This window comes from Parabacteroides sp. CAG:2, from assembly GCF_000436315.1.
Lineage (GTDB): Bacteria > Bacteroidota > Bacteroidia > Bacteroidales > Tannerellaceae > Parabacteroides > Parabacteroides distasonis.
Map to the genome: position 1 here is coordinate 1 of NZ_FR885265.1, position 16184 is coordinate 16184.

At 44.8% G+C, this 16184-nt stretch carries 12 protein-coding genes; 3 read left to right on the plus strand and 9 right to left on the minus strand.

Annotated features, from left to right (window positions below; all coding sequences use genetic code 11):
- Positions 1-740 precede the first annotated feature (740 nt).
- Positions 741-2129, plus strand: coding sequence for a helix-turn-helix transcriptional regulator (locus QVP94_RS02740; RefSeq protein ID WP_288213161.1), 1389 nt, complete (start codon positions 741-743; stop codon positions 2127-2129).
- Between the two features lie 105 nt (positions 2130-2234).
- Here the strand turns inward: QVP94_RS02740 and QVP94_RS02745 are convergent, their stop codons facing one another.
- From QVP94_RS02745 to QVP94_RS02785, 9 genes are all read right to left on the minus strand, one after another.
- Entirely contained in the window at positions 2235-3398 is a 1164-nt protein-coding gene (locus tag QVP94_RS02745; protein WP_022191918.1) for a 1-acyl-sn-glycerol-3-phosphate acyltransferase, read from the minus strand.
- A 6-nt stretch (positions 3399-3404) separates the two neighbouring features.
- Positions 3405-4397: a D-alanine--D-alanine ligase gene (locus tag QVP94_RS02750; protein ID WP_022191919.1), complete on the minus strand. Its 993-nt coding sequence runs from the start codon at positions 4395-4397 to the stop codon at positions 3405-3407.
- Positions 4398-4399: 2 nt separating this feature from the next.
- A complete protein-coding gene (locus QVP94_RS02755) occupies positions 4400-5479 on the minus strand; it encodes an RluA family pseudouridine synthase (protein WP_022191920.1) in 1080 nt (359 codons plus the stop codon).
- 4 nt (positions 5480-5483) lie between these two features.
- Entirely contained in the window at positions 5484-6110 is a 627-nt protein-coding gene (locus QVP94_RS02760; protein WP_005861027.1) for a PASTA domain-containing protein, read from the minus strand.
- A 150-nt stretch (positions 6111-6260) separates the two neighbouring features.
- Positions 6261-6413, minus strand: coding sequence for a 50S ribosomal protein L34 (gene rpmH, locus QVP94_RS02765; RefSeq protein WP_005633099.1), 153 nt, complete (start codon positions 6411-6413; stop codon positions 6261-6263).
- 320 nt (positions 6414-6733) lie between these two features.
- Complete coding sequence (locus QVP94_RS02770) at positions 6734-8632, minus strand: FimE-like fimbrial tip protein (RefSeq protein WP_022191921.1); 1899 nt, start codon at positions 8630-8632, stop codon at positions 6734-6736.
- Between the two features lie 28 nt (positions 8633-8660).
- On the minus strand, positions 8661-10688 hold the full coding sequence (locus QVP94_RS02775) for a fimbrial protein (RefSeq protein ID WP_011966940.1): 2028 nt from the start codon (positions 10686-10688) through the stop codon (positions 8661-8663).
- Between the two features lie 32 nt (positions 10689-10720).
- The gene (locus QVP94_RS02780) at positions 10721-11827 is read right to left on the minus strand and encodes a hypothetical protein (protein ID WP_011966941.1); all 1107 of its coding nucleotides are present in this window, start codon (positions 11825-11827) and stop codon (positions 10721-10723) included.
- An 811-nt stretch (positions 11828-12638) separates the two neighbouring features.
- On the minus strand, positions 12639-13604 hold the full coding sequence (locus QVP94_RS02785; RefSeq protein ID WP_011966942.1) for a tetratricopeptide repeat protein: 966 nt from the start codon (positions 13602-13604) through the stop codon (positions 12639-12641).
- A 289-nt stretch (positions 13605-13893) separates the two neighbouring features.
- On the opposite strand from QVP94_RS02785, the gene QVP94_RS02790 reads away from it, so the two are divergent.
- Positions 13894-14190 (plus strand): OadG family protein, encoded by a 297-nt coding sequence (locus QVP94_RS02790; protein ID WP_008773957.1) that lies wholly within the window; start codon positions 13894-13896, stop codon positions 14188-14190.
- 18 nt (positions 14191-14208) lie between these two features.
- A complete protein-coding gene (locus QVP94_RS02795; RefSeq protein WP_022191922.1) occupies positions 14209-16134 on the plus strand; it encodes a biotin/lipoyl-containing protein in 1926 nt (641 codons plus the stop codon).
- Positions 16135-16184 lie beyond the last annotated feature (50 nt).

Here is a 16184-nt window from a genome sequence, read left to right on the forward strand (position 1 = left end):
GGCGGCGTGACGCTCCAAGTGTTCCGACAGTACGTCGAATCGCTCGTCGATCCGCCGGCGCAGATGCTTCCACGCGAACACCCAGCAGCCCCCGCAGAGGAGGAGCGCCAGCATCCCGCACATCATCAAAATCCGTAAGTATGACCCTTCCATTACTACTTCGTTTTTGTTTCTCAAAGGAAACCATTCCTATCCTTATACGACGAATTCTTTTTTGAGCAATCCACTCAACAAGTCCTCAACAACGGCCTTATCCGTGCGAAATGCGATCATCAATTTAATTGACGCGCCGCTCGGGGCACCGGTGGTACGAACAAGTCAAAGGTACGCCGCCGGGCCTTCGGACGGATAAAAAACCAATAGATGATTCAATCGATTTACACCCCGAAACAGGCTATTTTACAAGAAAAACGGCGTATATTCGCGGGAAACCGAAAAATCATACGCAGATGAGAGACATCACGCATTTCCTGCTAGCCACCCTCCTCTCGCTAGCCACCCTCGCTTGCCGGCACGACACGCCTCCTACGGACGGCCCCCTCTCCCGGCAGCTCCAACCCGGTACCGAGGAGATACTCCGGCAGCTCAACGACCGCGACAACCGGGAGGAGGCCTTGCGCCTCGCCGACAGCCTCGCCGCTCTTCCCCCTTCCGACGACCCGTGGCTAGAGATCCGTATCGCCCAAGCGGTAGCCAACACGCTCTATAAATTCCGCCGCGACCCTTCGGACGCGATCCGTATGCAAGAAAGGGCCCTCGCCGTCTATCGCCTCCACCCCGATGCCGCCGACGATCCGGCCGACCTGCTCTCTACCCTCGGCCATTATTACCGCCGCAAGGGAATGCGGGAAAAAGAGGTGGAAGTCATACAGGAAGCCATGGACTGGTGCGTAGCCCACCCCGAGAAGCTCAACCGGGGCTTCGTCTACACCTTCGCCGACCTCTCCTCCACCTATAGCGACCTCGGATTGTACGACAAGGCTATGGAGGCCATCTCACGCTCCATCGACTACTCCCTCCAGTTGGATAGTTTTACCATCAGCGACCTCTACCGGATGAAAGCCGGGATTTTCTGGGAGCTGGAACAGCACGACTCTACCTTATATTACGCACGGCAGGCCTTAAAGAGAGGGGAGGAGATGAAAGAGAACGCCTATGTCCTCGCCGCCAAAAACATACTTTACAATTATTACTACGAATATGTGCCCGACTCTATCCCTGCCGCCCTCGAAGGGTACAAGGAATTGATAGAAGAGGAAGAAGCGATCTCCGCGGGGTATCAAGATCTTTTCAAATTCATGCTGGGGGCCTGCCTCGTACGCGACGGAAAGCCGGAAAAAGGCTTCCCCCTGATGGAAGAGGCCTACGCTCTCTACAAGAAATACGAGGCGAACGATATGATGGATTGGACCGGACGGCATTTGCTCAACCTTTACGCCGAACAGAAGAAGGGAGACAAGATGGCCGAGATCTACCCGGAATACAAGGAGATACACGACTCGTTGCAACTGGCGGAGAAGCAGCGGTACGCCATTGGTGCCAACGTACGCTACGAGACCGGACGGAAGGAGCAGGAGAATCGGGCCTTATCCGCCGAAGTGGCCTTGAAGGAACGTTCGCTCGTTTATACGCGCGTCATCCTGATCCTAGCCATTTGCCTGCTGACCGGGATCATTGTCTACGCACTCCAACGTCGCCGGCTTCACCAACGTGAGCGGGAGATCCAGCGTCAACGACTGGATAATCTCCTCGCTACCCAACAAGAACTGAACCGCCGCAATGAGCGACTGAGCGCCGAGCTGGAGCAAGCCGCCCATAACGAGGTGATCGACAGCGTACGCCAGAAGCTCAACCCCTCCTTGCTGAGCGGCGAGGACGAGTTGCGGTTCCGCCAATCCTTCGCCGCCCTGTACCCTCGCTTCCTGCCCGGCTTGCGTAAGGACTTCCCGGAACTGACCAAATCCGACGAACTACTCTGCATGCTGATCTACCTGAAGCAGAGCACGGACGAGATCTCGTTGGCCTTGGGCATCTCCCGTCCCAGCGTCAACTCCGGACGCAGCCGTATCCGCAAGAAACTTGGATTGCAGAAAGAGGAATCCTTGGACGAATTCTTGCAAAAAAGATAATCCCTCCTTTCCGGCGGCTGCCACCCGAAGGTGGCATGCTCGCCGGAAAGAGGGGATCAAGGGCGGATCAAGTACGAACCGCTACGCATAGCCGATAAAGGCCGCTTATAAAGTTGTCAGATAATTTTTCAGCGGATTGGAGTACATCTCTAAGATCTTCTTACGTAAGAACGCCTCATCCTTGTTCGGAAGGACGATCTTATCCAATTGTCCTTGCAAGTATTCCTCGAATTGCTTCTTATCCTTCGGTCCGTAATGCTCGTGGAAACGGCGAGTGCCGTTCAGCCAGTCATAAGCTACGTAATTACAAGGATAGAAACGATAGTTCTTATAGATCTCCCGGTCGATAACGGACGCGATAGCGCTTACCAGCTCATTCTTCTCCATATCCTTGTCCAGTTTAGCCAAGGAATCATTGATCGGGGAAGTGATCGTGAAGTGGACACGCCCCTTATTATTCAGGATACCCGTTTCCATGCTCAACAAATCATCCCGCTGACATTTCACGTAATCCGGATCATCCCGCTTCATCTGGAATTCTTTCGCCTTCAAGAAATCGCAAGGATCAAACTCGTAGGAGATAGCGACCGGTACGATATTCAAGTCCATCAAATTCAACAACAGATTATCCTTATCACCGCCGATACTCAACATCTTCAATACGCTACCCTGCGTACGATCGTCCGAGTCCTTGGCACGTCCCTCACGCTGGGCGATCCATACAGACTCGTTCACATTCTTGATCGCATGATGGATATAGGCGGAAAGCGTCTTGCTGACCTCCAACATCTGACGAACAGAAACGCCACGCTTCACGATAAAGCTGTTATTCAAACGCACCAACGTCTCGATCCACGGACGGATCAAAAGATTGTCGCCGATAGCGACCTGCGTCATACCATACCCCACATCATACAACATGACGTTCAAGAAGGAGGCATCCAATACGATATCCCTATGGTTCGAGATAAACGTACAGGCCGCCTTATCTTTCGGCAGACGGCTACGCCCTGAGATAGTAAGCGAGAAAGTAGTATTTTTCGCCACCGTCATTACAGCGTCATAGGCCAGAGTAGATTTAAACTCCTCCTTCGTCTTGCAAGCACGCATGGCAACTGAGAATTCCTCCCAATTCAAATTCGGCTTTATGTAACGTAAAGCCCGCTCGAAATCCTCATTGGCGACCAATTTTTCAATCGCGTCCTTCACCTCACTGTTGTTCAGCGGACGGATGTCGTCGAAATTAGGGGAAACTGTTTCTGTATCCATATCTATTCATTTTGTTTTTCTGTTTTTGAGTTCGTCTTCAATAATGTCTGTCATGACATCCTTTATATCCAATCCCGCCGCACGTACTTGCTGTGGGATAAAGCTGGTAGCCGTCATTCCCGGTGTCGTGTTTATTTCCAGTAAGACAGGCTCCCCGTCTGCCGGAATAATATAATCCACACGAATCAGCCCTTTGGCGCCCAATATATCGTAGATCCTTGATGTCTTGCGCTGTATCAACTCCGTCAACTCGGCGGAGATACGGGCCGGAGTGATCTCGTCCACCTGCCCGTTATACTTTGCGTCGAAATCGAAGAATTCGTTATCCGTAACCACCTCGGTCAAAGGAAAGACAACCTCTTTACCCTCCACCTTATAGCAACCGCATGTCACTTCCGTTCCATCGATAAAGCTCTCAAGAATCACCTCACGTCCTTCCCCAAACGCCTTAGCGATAGCGGGCTGGATAGCGGAGACCTCTTTCACCTTCGTCACGCCAAAACTACTACCCCCATCGTTTGGTTTCACGAAAATAGGCAAACCCAAACGAGTCACGACTTCTTCGTCCGTAATAGTCTCTCCCTTGAATAAATGAATGGATGCGGCAATTTTTACACCAAAGTCTTTCAAGTAATGATTACATACGTATTTATTGAATGTCAAAGCGCTCACCAGCATCCCGCAAGACGAGTAAGGCATACCGATCATATCGAAATATCCTTGTAAACGTCCGTCCTCGCCCGGAGTACCATGTATCGTTATATAAGCGAAGTCAAAATGCCTCGTCACGCCATTCTCCTTGAAGCTAAAATCATTCTTATCAATTGGTGTATGTTCCCCGCTAGGAAGTATAACCGCCCACTCATCCCTCTTAACGATGGCAATATATAAATTATATTTGTCTTTATCAATAAAAGAGTAGATTCCGTCCGCACTTTTTAATGAAATAACGATCTCGGAGGAATCTCCCCCTGCTACGATAGCGATGTTCTTTTTCATTTTTACAATTCTTTAGTGTTCGCGTATACACGCCATCTGTCGATCAGCTGCTGCATATCGGAAGGAATCTCAGAATCGAAAAACATCTCCTCTCCCGTAGTAGGATGAACGAACCCCAACGTCTTAGCATGCAAGGCCTGACGTGGACAAATAGCGAAACAGTTTTGCACGAACTGTTTATATTTAGTAAAAGTTGTTCCTTTCAAGATATCATGTCCGCCATACCGCTCATCGTTGAAAAGCGTATGACCGATATATTTCATATGTACACGGATCTGGTGCGTGCGCCCCGTCTCCAGACGGCACTCCACCAAGCTCACGTAGCCCAAGCGTTCCAACACGGTGTAATGGGTGACGGCGGTCTTGCCTTGATCGCCTTCCGGGAAGACGGTCATTTGCATACGGTCACGAGGGTCACGACCGATATTTCCCTCGATACGCCCCTCATCCTCTTGAACGATGCCCCATACCAAGGCACGGTATTTACGTTTGGTTGTCTTGTTGAAGAACTGCAGGCTCAGGTTACTCTTGGCCTCCGGGTGTTTAGCCACCACCAATAAGCCCGACGTATCCTTATCAATACGGTGTACCAAGCCTAAACGAGGATCGGAAGGATCATAATAGGGATCATCCTTCAAATAATAAGCCAAGGCATTCACCAATGTACCAGTATAATTACCGTGACCGGGATGTACGACCAAGCCTGCCGGCTTATTCACCACCAGCAAATCATCGTCCTCATATACTATATTCAAAGGGATATCTTCGGGGATAATCTCCAGTTCCCGGCGTGGGCGATCCATCACGATAGAAACCACATCCAAAGGTTTCACCCGGTAATTACTTTTCACCGGCTTATCGTTCACCAAGATGCAACCCGCCTCAGCCGCCAATTGGATGCGGTTACGGGTAGCGCCCATCATACGGTCTACCAAGAACTTATCCACCCGGAGCAGGGATTGCCCCTTGTCCGCTACGAAGCGGAAATGCTCATACATCTGGCTCGACGATGTTTCGTCTTCTTCCGGCATCAACAGGTCGTCTACCTGTTCATCATCCATATCGTCCAAAAACTCGTCCATTCCCTTAAAACCAGTTTTCTATATCACTATCCAATGGTTCTACCGGAATACTATCCAAAGCCAATGAGTCGGGAAGCATATTCGGATCGCCACTGCTTACTTTCAATACCAGATGAGCGGTCAACGGTACATGTTCCCCTTTGAGCAAGGTACGCCCGTTTAACTCCACCCCCATCGCCAAATCTTTATAATCGCCCGGCACATACTCTATCTCGACCGATGAGAAGCCACGGGCCCGCAGCAAGGCATACGCCTGACGGAAAGATAAGTCTTCCACCTCCGGTATCACGGCCATCTGGGATGTCAACGCATTAATCGTAACAAAGACGATCCGCCCCTCTTTCACCTTCGATCCGACACCGGGAACCAACTCCACGATGGAGCCCGGAGCCACATCTTTCGAGAATACGGAATCGATCACGTTATAGCGTAGCTTATTATTCCCGAAAAACTCGGCGGCGTCCTCTAGCTTCATTCCTTTCACGTCCGGAACGACCACCGCTTGATTATGGCGGGTATAAGAATCCAGCCACGCCAGTACGCCATAAACAACGCCGCACGACACGACTATCACCAACAAGAGATTGATGACAAACGGATTCTTTATCAGTTTTACAAAAAAGTTACTCATTTCACGTATGTATTTGTAGGCGGTTCAAAAGTAGAAAAAAAACGGCATATAGACCAATACCCACCAGAACAATACTACAAAAACAAAGAAAGTAAAGGCTTTTTAGGAAAAAACCTCTACTTTCTTTATAAATCTTTAGAACGTGACTAATTATCCGTTGTATTCGTCAGATACCGTTAATTTAGCTCTGCCTTTAGCACGACGAGAAGCTAATACTCTACGGCCATTAGCGGTAGCCATTCTAGAACGGAAGCCATGCTTGTTCTTTCTTTTTCTGTTGGAAGGTTGGAATGTTCTTTTCATCTTTCTATATTATTTATTATTATTCGCATACTTATTCGGGCTGCAAAGATAGAGCCTTTTTTTTAATAAACAAAGGGTTGCGCAATTTTTTACGCAAGAACCTTTGATCTCAGACCAAAGCAAGTTAACTTCATCAGCAAATGAAGAAAGCGATGCCACCCATCTCCTTACGGAATGAATGGCATCAATAAAGCACGAAAGCTATATGAGGTAAAGGGCCGGGGAGGAGGTGCAGCCTACGTGTAAAACAAATTCAATCCATTGTGTGCTGCACGCTCCCCGCATCCATTATTCACATGATGGATGGGAACCCGTTATTATTATCTCATATCCACAAATACATAATTACTGGTACTACTTTTCGCCAAATCAGATACAGACATTTTCGCAGTATACGTACCTCCCCTAGATGTGTGTGTAAACGTTATTTCATCATCTGCATACACGGATACTTTATCCAATATTATTTTAGAGCTATTATTAGTTCTAATTGCTGCTCCTCCACCACTTGATATGGAATAAGTGATCGTTACATTACTTCCCACATTGCTTCCATTTCTTCGACATTGCAAATAGAAAGTTTTCGTCTCTTTAACTTTTTCAGGTCTAGTATAACTCAAATCAGAAACAGGATTGAATAAATCAGCCTTTAAAATAACATCATCTTCATCATCATTTGCTGTATTTGTTTTAAATTGAATAACCTTCTCTTCAGGACTAAATATCTGATCCGTATAGACGTAGTACCAATCGCTCGCTCCGGTCGTTTCCAAACGAACACCGGGTTCTACTGCATACAGTTTTTTAGTATATATCTTATATTCAATGGGGAATAAGGATTCATCAATATCTTCCGGTATCGAGAATTTCAGATAAGCATCTTGCTTCTGACCTGCGGCAATTTCATTTGTACCCGTCCCCTCCTTCACGTCTTCAAATCTCGGATTAATAAAGTCATAAGGGGGACGTAAGACCAATTTAATCTTACGCTGCAAATTACCTCCTACCACGTAGAAATACGCTATCTTCTCACCGGAGTCAGGAGCCGGCTTTATATTGGCTGTAATCGTTATCGTCTGATTGCCAGAAGGTATCCAAGAAGGATAACTTAAGTTACCATCTACGACATCCGACATTCCCTCACCCGGAACCACACTCAACTGCCCTGTTCCCGCATATGTCGCAGTCATCGACAATGTGTTAGAAGAGCCCGTAAAAACGAATGTCGTCTTTGTAACATTCAAGGCCTCGCCATCATAAGTTATATTCGGATACTTTTCCATAATAGCCGAGGCCGTGATATTATTATCCGCTATCACATTTTCATCTATAACCTCAGCCCACGTAGCTCCTTTTCTGGAAACGCTCTTGACCGTTATATTAAAGGCATAATTACGAACGACATCATAAACACGAGTTACCTTATCATTCTCATCCTTTACGGCAAGATCAATCTTATAATATGTATAGGTCTTGCTACCATCAAATTGCGCCTTAATAATAACAAAAGTCGCATTCTTATCTTGATTATAATGTTCAAAAGTATACACAGATTCACCCGGCTTCGCATATTTACTAGCATCTGGCTCATTCTGGGGCGCATAAAAATCTTGATTTGGAATATTCAACTTTCCCGCATCTTTATAACCGATAGATGCCAACTGTGATTCATTATAAATGAGATAAGAAACATTTTTCAATTTCACAGCTGCCTCCGATGAGAGATTCAGCGTTATTTTGGCCCAGTTTCGTAGTAGTTCAACATTGTTGTTACCAGCATCTTCTAGATTATTGCTTATATTTTTCGCAGGAATTTCACTAAAAGTTCTCTTTCCCCAAAAGATTTGCTTATCTGTTCCTAACGAGGCCATTCCGCTTTCTAGGGAAGGGGTTAACGTTCCATCATTGGCGACAAAATGGATGGTACGGGTCTCTTTTGAGATAGAAGCCGTATATCCATTGCCAGAAACAACAGCCTCTACAACTGGAGAGATAAACTCTCCATCCTCATTAAATGTATATAGATATAAGGACTCAACACCTTTCTCCACATCCCCGGTCGCTTTCGTAATCTCAAGAGCATTCGGAGCATCTACAGAGAATGAAAGAGAAACCATTGATCCATCTGTCGGTTGAATTTCTATTTGTTCTATTTCCTCTGTCGCACATGAAGCGAGCAACAGCAATACAGAAAACAAGCCATATATTTTTTTTATCATAATTACCTAATATTAAAGGTTCATAAAATCAGTAAAGATCATGTACACAGCGAACAAATCTATTGCTATTAGTGCTATTTGTTGTTTCATATCTGTAACCTGTACCCTTGGCTCCAAAATAATAACACCAATATTTTCTAGCACTCCAATACTGCCCCCCCGTATTGTATAAATAATTTACTACTTGATCTGAATTCTGTATCGTATACATAAATTCCAATTCTGCCAAAGTAGGTAATCGCCACGTTCCTGCTTCATAAGAATGATAAACCCCTCTTTCATCCGTATAATGCTCTTCATACACCTCACAACGTTTAACTGCTTTATCATAGTTATAACTACCACCAGACACCGTTCCATATCGAGATGCAACTACAAATCTTGGCGAAACCAATTCATTGGACAACATATCATTTTTTGTTAGTCCTGTAATTTTATCATAAGGATCGCCAATAACTAATGTTCCCGGAGCAATAGTCGTTACAGTAAACAAATTGGGATTAGTACTACCCGTCGGACTGGCGGGTGTATTAGTTCCCCCAGAAACAACTCCTGTCAGATATTGAGGAGGATACTGATCCACTGCAATTCCTAATACTTTCAAACCCTCTACATTATGAACTCCAAAAACAAATTGCTTTGGGAAATAATTCTCTGGTAATTTACTCGTAATTTTAATATATCCACTCTTTCCTAAATCTCCTATTATAGACGGATACTGCTTATCTTTATTATCATAGTATCCTGTACCTTTAGTAATAACATTTCCTTTTAACTCATACTTTTCATAAGTCGCATAAGATGGTTGATCAATCGTAATATTCGAGCTAGAAGCAAACTCAATCTTATACTCAGTGATATTCGCCATCACCACCTTAGTCTCCCTAACGAACAAATACTTCAAATCTGCAATAACCACATCCACGACAAACTTTTCCACGCCTTCCCACGGTGTTGTAGATACCATAAAGTTGATTCGTTGTGTCTTCATGGATATTTTACCTGTAAGCTCATATCTATTACCATGTATGATACCATTTGTCGTACATCCCTCAAGTTCTGTTGTAGGATTAAAATCCTCATATTTATAAGAATGATCTTTCTCTTCCTCTATAATACTTCCCTTTGTTACATTTTGAATAGTCATATCCTCATTAAAGGTAGTCGTGACCTGTATCTTTTGTAAATCACCCGTTACATATATAGACAATGGGGTTAACGTCGTGTTCAACTTCTCATAGGTATAAAAAGGTAACGCAACGCCATTTTGCAATGTAATATCCTTTGCCGTAGAGAAAGCATCATCATATTGATTATCTCGACCAAGCAATATTAAATCTGATTTCTGATTGATATTCTTGATCGTAAGTTTAGTTACAGTATAGAACCACTGGTTAGTTATTTTTGTATCAGCTGTTGCAGACACAGTCTCCGGCTCTTCATCTACCGTAAACTTCATATCGATGCGTGCCGCTAATTGTGTCATCGGAACAGATATACTTGTCACAGCCGTATTTAGGTCATACGCAGCCAACTCCCCGACCTTTACCAAATTTGAAGCATCAAAAGTTCCACCTGAAACGGTTTCCGACAAACCTTTCAGGTTCTCATAAGTAGTCGTTCCCAATCTAGCCAAGTCCTCATAATGCGTTGAATTCGCAATCGCTACGATACGAACCTTACCTGTCTTTGCTTGTATATTATCAATTTTATAAGCAATCAATGTTTTTCCATCAATCGTTACGGTAGAATTGGGAATTCCCCCGTCAAACGCTACAGACTTGTACTCCAAGCACTCACCCACAGTTCCATTCGCCTCATTAAATATAGCGACCACAACATTATTCACTTTTACCTCATCCTCTGTCGAATATGTATACCCTTCAGCGATATCCCCTCCAGCTTTCGTCATCGCTGTCACTTCTCCCAAAGTAAGAGTCATAGAGAATGAGATATCCCGCCCGTCCTCATTTCCTCGCTGAACTTCTTCTTCCGAGTTACAGCTCGTGAAAAGCAGTCCAACAAACAGCACTGATAATATATTCCTTATTTTCATAATCTTGTATTTTTATTTTACCCGTTTACACCTTAATTATCTTCCATAGGAATGGATATGGTATTATTCAACCAATCTCTTGTATAGCAAAGTAGTTCTGTCTCGACTTTATCTCCAATAATAGTCATATTGACAACCAAGCGATAAACATATCCGGATTTAACGCCATGTAAGATATTTCCTTCCTTATTGATCACAAACGGCCTCGTAGTTCTTTCCTCATTGCTATTTCCTATTTTGAACCGAACCTGCATTTTTACTTGATCACTCTCTGCCTTCGCCAGATTCCGGAAAGAATAAAAAGACAATAGATTCTTATTATCTACAAAAGAATAAGTTGACGGAAGATCCGATACCCCATTATAGACCTCCACATTACACGTTTTACTCTCAGACAAATAAGTCGCATTTTTATGAGTTTGCTCATTTATCGTATAACTCTCAGGATTCAAGTTTAACAGATCCACTCCTGTAACAGTAACCTTCTCTTTAACAGATGCTCCTTGAAAACCTGAAACATTAAATTCCGCAAGTTCTATTCGAGCTGTTAGTTGAGAAAGAGGTATTGCACCTATTTCTAAAGGCTTTCCCAATGCCTCCGCAATTGTTGGATAGCCAGCAAAGTCAGTATCAAAACTGATATCCATTTTCCCAACTTTTACCAAAGCATCCTTATCATCCTGTATTATATCCTTTATATTATTTTCCGATTGGCAACCCGCAAACGACTTCGAGCTATTAGCGATTACCATCACGGAATAAGGACTAGGCTTTTTCACTTTTAAAATCACTTTAGCCCAATCATCTTTCGTTCCGTCTTTCGTTTTAACGATATAATTCTCCTTATTCACAAACAACCCTTCCATTATGGAACTGACTTGTGTGCCCTCAAAAAATATCAACGTACAATTATTAATCTCTGCCTCATCCATAGAAGCAGGTAATGTTCCAGCATCAGATAAGGATTTTGTCTCCAAAGAAGAAAGAGAAGTCTTAAGAACAAAAGCGGCCTCTCCCATCTCTATCTCAACATTTCCCGAATCTCCTATCTCCATGTCCCTCAGCACGTCATCCTCCATCGAGCAAGCGACTGCTAATAGCATCAAGCAAATACTTGAGATTATTGTCTTTATTTTCATGTCCCTATATTTTATTCGTTTAACTTATTCCTCGTTGTTTAGAATATAAGGATCGTTTTAGTTCCGATAGGACTAAATACTTTAAACAGGCTTAAGTAAAGAGGATATACAAGAAAGTATCAACTCTTTACCCTACAAGAAAACAGGTAAGGATGATTTTCATAAGTTCTTCTCTAAAGGGGATGGATTTATATAAGAGATTATAATATAAGGATTTAATAATAGGGCTAGATTAAATAGTCCTATCGGGACTAAGTTTCCAAAATCAAGCTTGTGAACTTTTTACACGGACAAAATTAGATGGATACATTAATGTAGGGAATAGGCGGAACTTTCAACTTTAAGGGGTAAAACTAGCAATTTGAGGCTTGCTGAAATAAACGATAGAGAATCCTATCATTTCGATAGAGATACCTACGCTGAGAAAAAATATAAACTCGTTTCCAGAGATTTTTTGATGTACTGTTTCATACGAGAAGATCCAGTGATAAGGGAGGCTTATCGTATATTTCTATGTATGCTCTTGTTCTCTATCGAATGATTCGGTAAAAAGTCGTACGTGTTTCTCGAAAAACATTTACGACTTTTCAAAAAAACACGTACGTCTTTTGCGAAAAACACAATCGTATTTTTAAGACACTAATGTCCAATAACTTACAGAGCCATGTCATTCATATACTTATTGTATGGAATTTGTCTTGGAATGTAGTATGTCCTTACTTTAAGTTACCATTTTGAAGGGATGAGACGTAGTACGCTACGTCTCTACAACTAGAGGTATCCAATGGGATTGAAAAAGTGGTTACCTTGATCAAAAGATTCCCCCTTTATACATATTATCGAAATTCGAATGCTGTCCGTTCATCTTCTGGGCCTCTTCGCCTTCTGGATTCAGTTCCAAAGATTTCTTCAAGTCCTCGAACGCACCGGTCTTATCACCTTTCAGATTCTTGGCTCGCCCACGCTCACTATAAGCCTTGGCAAAAGACGGATTCGTCTCGATCGCCTCGTCAAAGAAAGCGATCGCCTCGTCATATTTCTTTTGCTCGATCAATAACTGACCAGATAAGATACAAGCATCCTCATTAAACGGATTTAGATCTAGGACCTGCTGGAAATCAGAATTCGCAGCCTCGATATCCCCTAAAGCCATATGAATACGTCCTCTCAATAAATAAGAACTTTCCTCCTCCGGCACGATCTCGATCGCTTTCTCCACATCGGGCAGCGCCTCTTTAGCTTGTCCCAGTCCTAAAAGAATCTCTGCACGCAATAAATAAGCATCGGCGAAATCCTCCTTCAAGGAGATCGATCTCGTTAGGTCGGCGATAGCGCCAAATACGTCATTCGTCGCTTTCTTCGCTTTTGCCATCATGAAATAAGCGACATGATTAGAAGGCTCTAGCTCGATCACGTGCAAACAATCGGTTATGACCTCCGCATCCTTATCCAACATAAACAATAAGTTAACGCGAGTCAAGCGGGTAGCGATATGATCCGGCTCCATCTCAACCATCCGGTTCAACACGTCCTCGGCTTTCCCCAGCTCGTTCGCCATCGTATAAGCGGAGACGAGATAGCTCATCGTCTCAAAATCCTCCTGTATATTCAGCGCCTCCGTAAAGCATTTGATCGCATAAGCAAGTTTTCCCATCTTCTGGGCACGCACGCCGTCGTATTTCAAGATATCAAAGTTCTTCTGCTCGTTCTTCGCCTTATCCTCCGTCGCCTCGGCCGGTTTGGAAGAAGAGAATAAAGATGTAAAGAAATTTCCCATGGTCTTATTCCTTAATTATTATAGTTCTACATTATTAGAGTTCCACCGCAAAGTTACGGTAATATATTTGAATTTTCAGCCGTACAAGCATCGGAAAAAACACGTACGTGTTTTTTCAAGCTGACAATCATTCACCGAAAAGGCCGTTTCGCTTATTTATTTTCATTTTTTTAATTAAAATGTAACAGATCGTTTTCCAGTATTTTATAATTTTGCGATTGTTTTTAATTTGGCTGAAAGTTGCTCAATCCTTTGTAGAAACCTTTTAAGCTAGCCACAAATATAGAATATGGAGAATATAGAGACAGGACTTTTGTTAATGGTAGTTGGAATGACCACCGTATTTGCTATCCTTTTGATCGTTATCAATCTGGGAAAAGGACTTATCGTCTTGGTGAATAAATACGCACCGGAAGAGATCATAGCGAAAAAGCCGGTAGCGGCAGCCGTTCGGGTACAAACGGCCACTCCAACGCAAACCACCGCAATCGGCAGTCTTTCCGGACAGGAGACAGCCGCCATCGTATCGGCAATCAGCGCCGTGACCCGTGGACAGGGGAAAGTTATCAAAATTGAGAAAGTATAAATAATACATATTAATATCATGAAAAGAGAAATCAAATTCAGTTTGGTCTTCAGAGACATGTGGCAATCTGCCGGAAAGTATGTCCCGACCGTAGACCAACTAACCAGAGTCGCTCCGGCAATTATCGAGATGGGCTGTTTCGCCCGGGTGGAAACGAATGGCGGAGGATTTGAACAAGTCAACTTATTATTCGGCGAGAATCCTAATAAAGCGGTCCGTGAATGGACAAAACCTTTCCATGCGGCAGGTATCCAGACGCATATGTTGGACCGCGCGTTGAACGGCCTTCGCATGAGCCCGGTACCCGACGATGTACGTCAGCTATTTTATAAGGTAAAGAAAGCGCAGGGAACGGATATCGCCCGCACGTTCTGCGGTTTGAACGACGTACGGAATATCGCCCCATCTATTAAATACGCGAAAGAGGCCGGTATGATCTCACAATGCTCCTTGTGTATCACGCATTCTCCGGTACATACGGTTGAGTATTATACCAAGATGGCATTCGAGCTGATCGAGCTCGGAGCGGATGAGATTTGTATCAAGGATATGGCCGGTATCGGACGTCCGTACACATTAGGCCGTATCGTAGCCAATATCAAGGAAAAATATCCGGAGATCCCGATCCAATATCATAGCCATGCCGGTCCCGGCTTTAACGTAGCTTCCATCATGGAGGTTTGTAACGCGGGTTGCGACTATATCGACGTAGGTATGGAGCCGCTTTCTTGGGGTACAGGACATGCGGACTTGCTGACCGTACAGGCGATGTTGAAGGACGCCGGTTATAAGGTGCCCGAGATCAATATGGAGGCTTATATGAAGGTTCGTGCCTTGGTTCAAGAATTCATGGATGATTTCTTGGGATTGTATATCAGCCCGAAGAACCGGTTGATGAATTCCTTGCTGATCGGACCGGGACTTCCGGGCGGTATGATGGGTAGCTTGATGGCGGACCTTGAGAAGAACCTAGAGACGATCAACAAGAGCAATATAAAGAACAACAAACCGCTGATGTCTCAAGACCAGTTATTGATCAAGTTGTTCGACGAGGTAGCTTACGTATGGCCACGTGTCGGTTATCCTCCATTGGTAACTCCATTCAGCCAATACGTGAAGAACCTAGCTTTGATGAACGTCATGCAGATGGAGAAGGGGAAAGCTCGCTGGAGCATGATCGCCGACGATATCTGGGATATGATCCTCGGAAAGGCCGGACGTCTTCCGGGCCCGTTGGCTCCCGAGATCGTCGAGAAGGCGAAGGCCGAAGGCCGCCAGTTCTTCGAGGGCAATCCTCAAGACAATTATCCGGACGCGTTGGATAAGTATCGCAAGTTGATGAACGAGAAGCAATGGGAAGTCGGCGAGGACGAGGAAGAGCTCTTCGAATACGCCATGCACCCCGCTCAATACGAGGCATATCGCTCCGGAAAGGCCAAGGTCGAGTTTAAAGCAGACGTGGCAAAACGTAAGGCTGAGAAAGCGAATGCAGGCAAACCGGCGGCACCCATTACTCCGGCCGCATCGGCTCCGGCACCAGCCGCTACATTAGCGATGCCAACGACTCCGCAAGTCATGACCGTAGATGTAAACGGACAGGCTTACCGTGTGACCGTCGCTTTCGGTGATACCAACAGCGCGACTCCGGAAGTTAAACCGGCAGCGGCTCCCGCCCCGGCAGCCCCGGAGTCAACAAACGTTCCCGCAGGCGCTGGAAAAGAGGTGCTTTCTCCGCTGGAAGGTAAATTCTTCCTAGTAAAGAATGCTTCCGATACACCGGTGAAGGTGGGCGACGTAGTGAAAGAAGGAGATGTCCTTTGCTACGTGGAGGCCATGAAAACATACAATGCCGTACGTGCAGAGTTCGGGGGAACGATCACGGCGATCTGCCTGTCTTCCGGTGATGCCGTATCTGAGGATGATGTATTAATGACGATTCAATAATGAACGAGATATTTCAAAACTTATATGAGATGACTGCGTTCAGCAATATC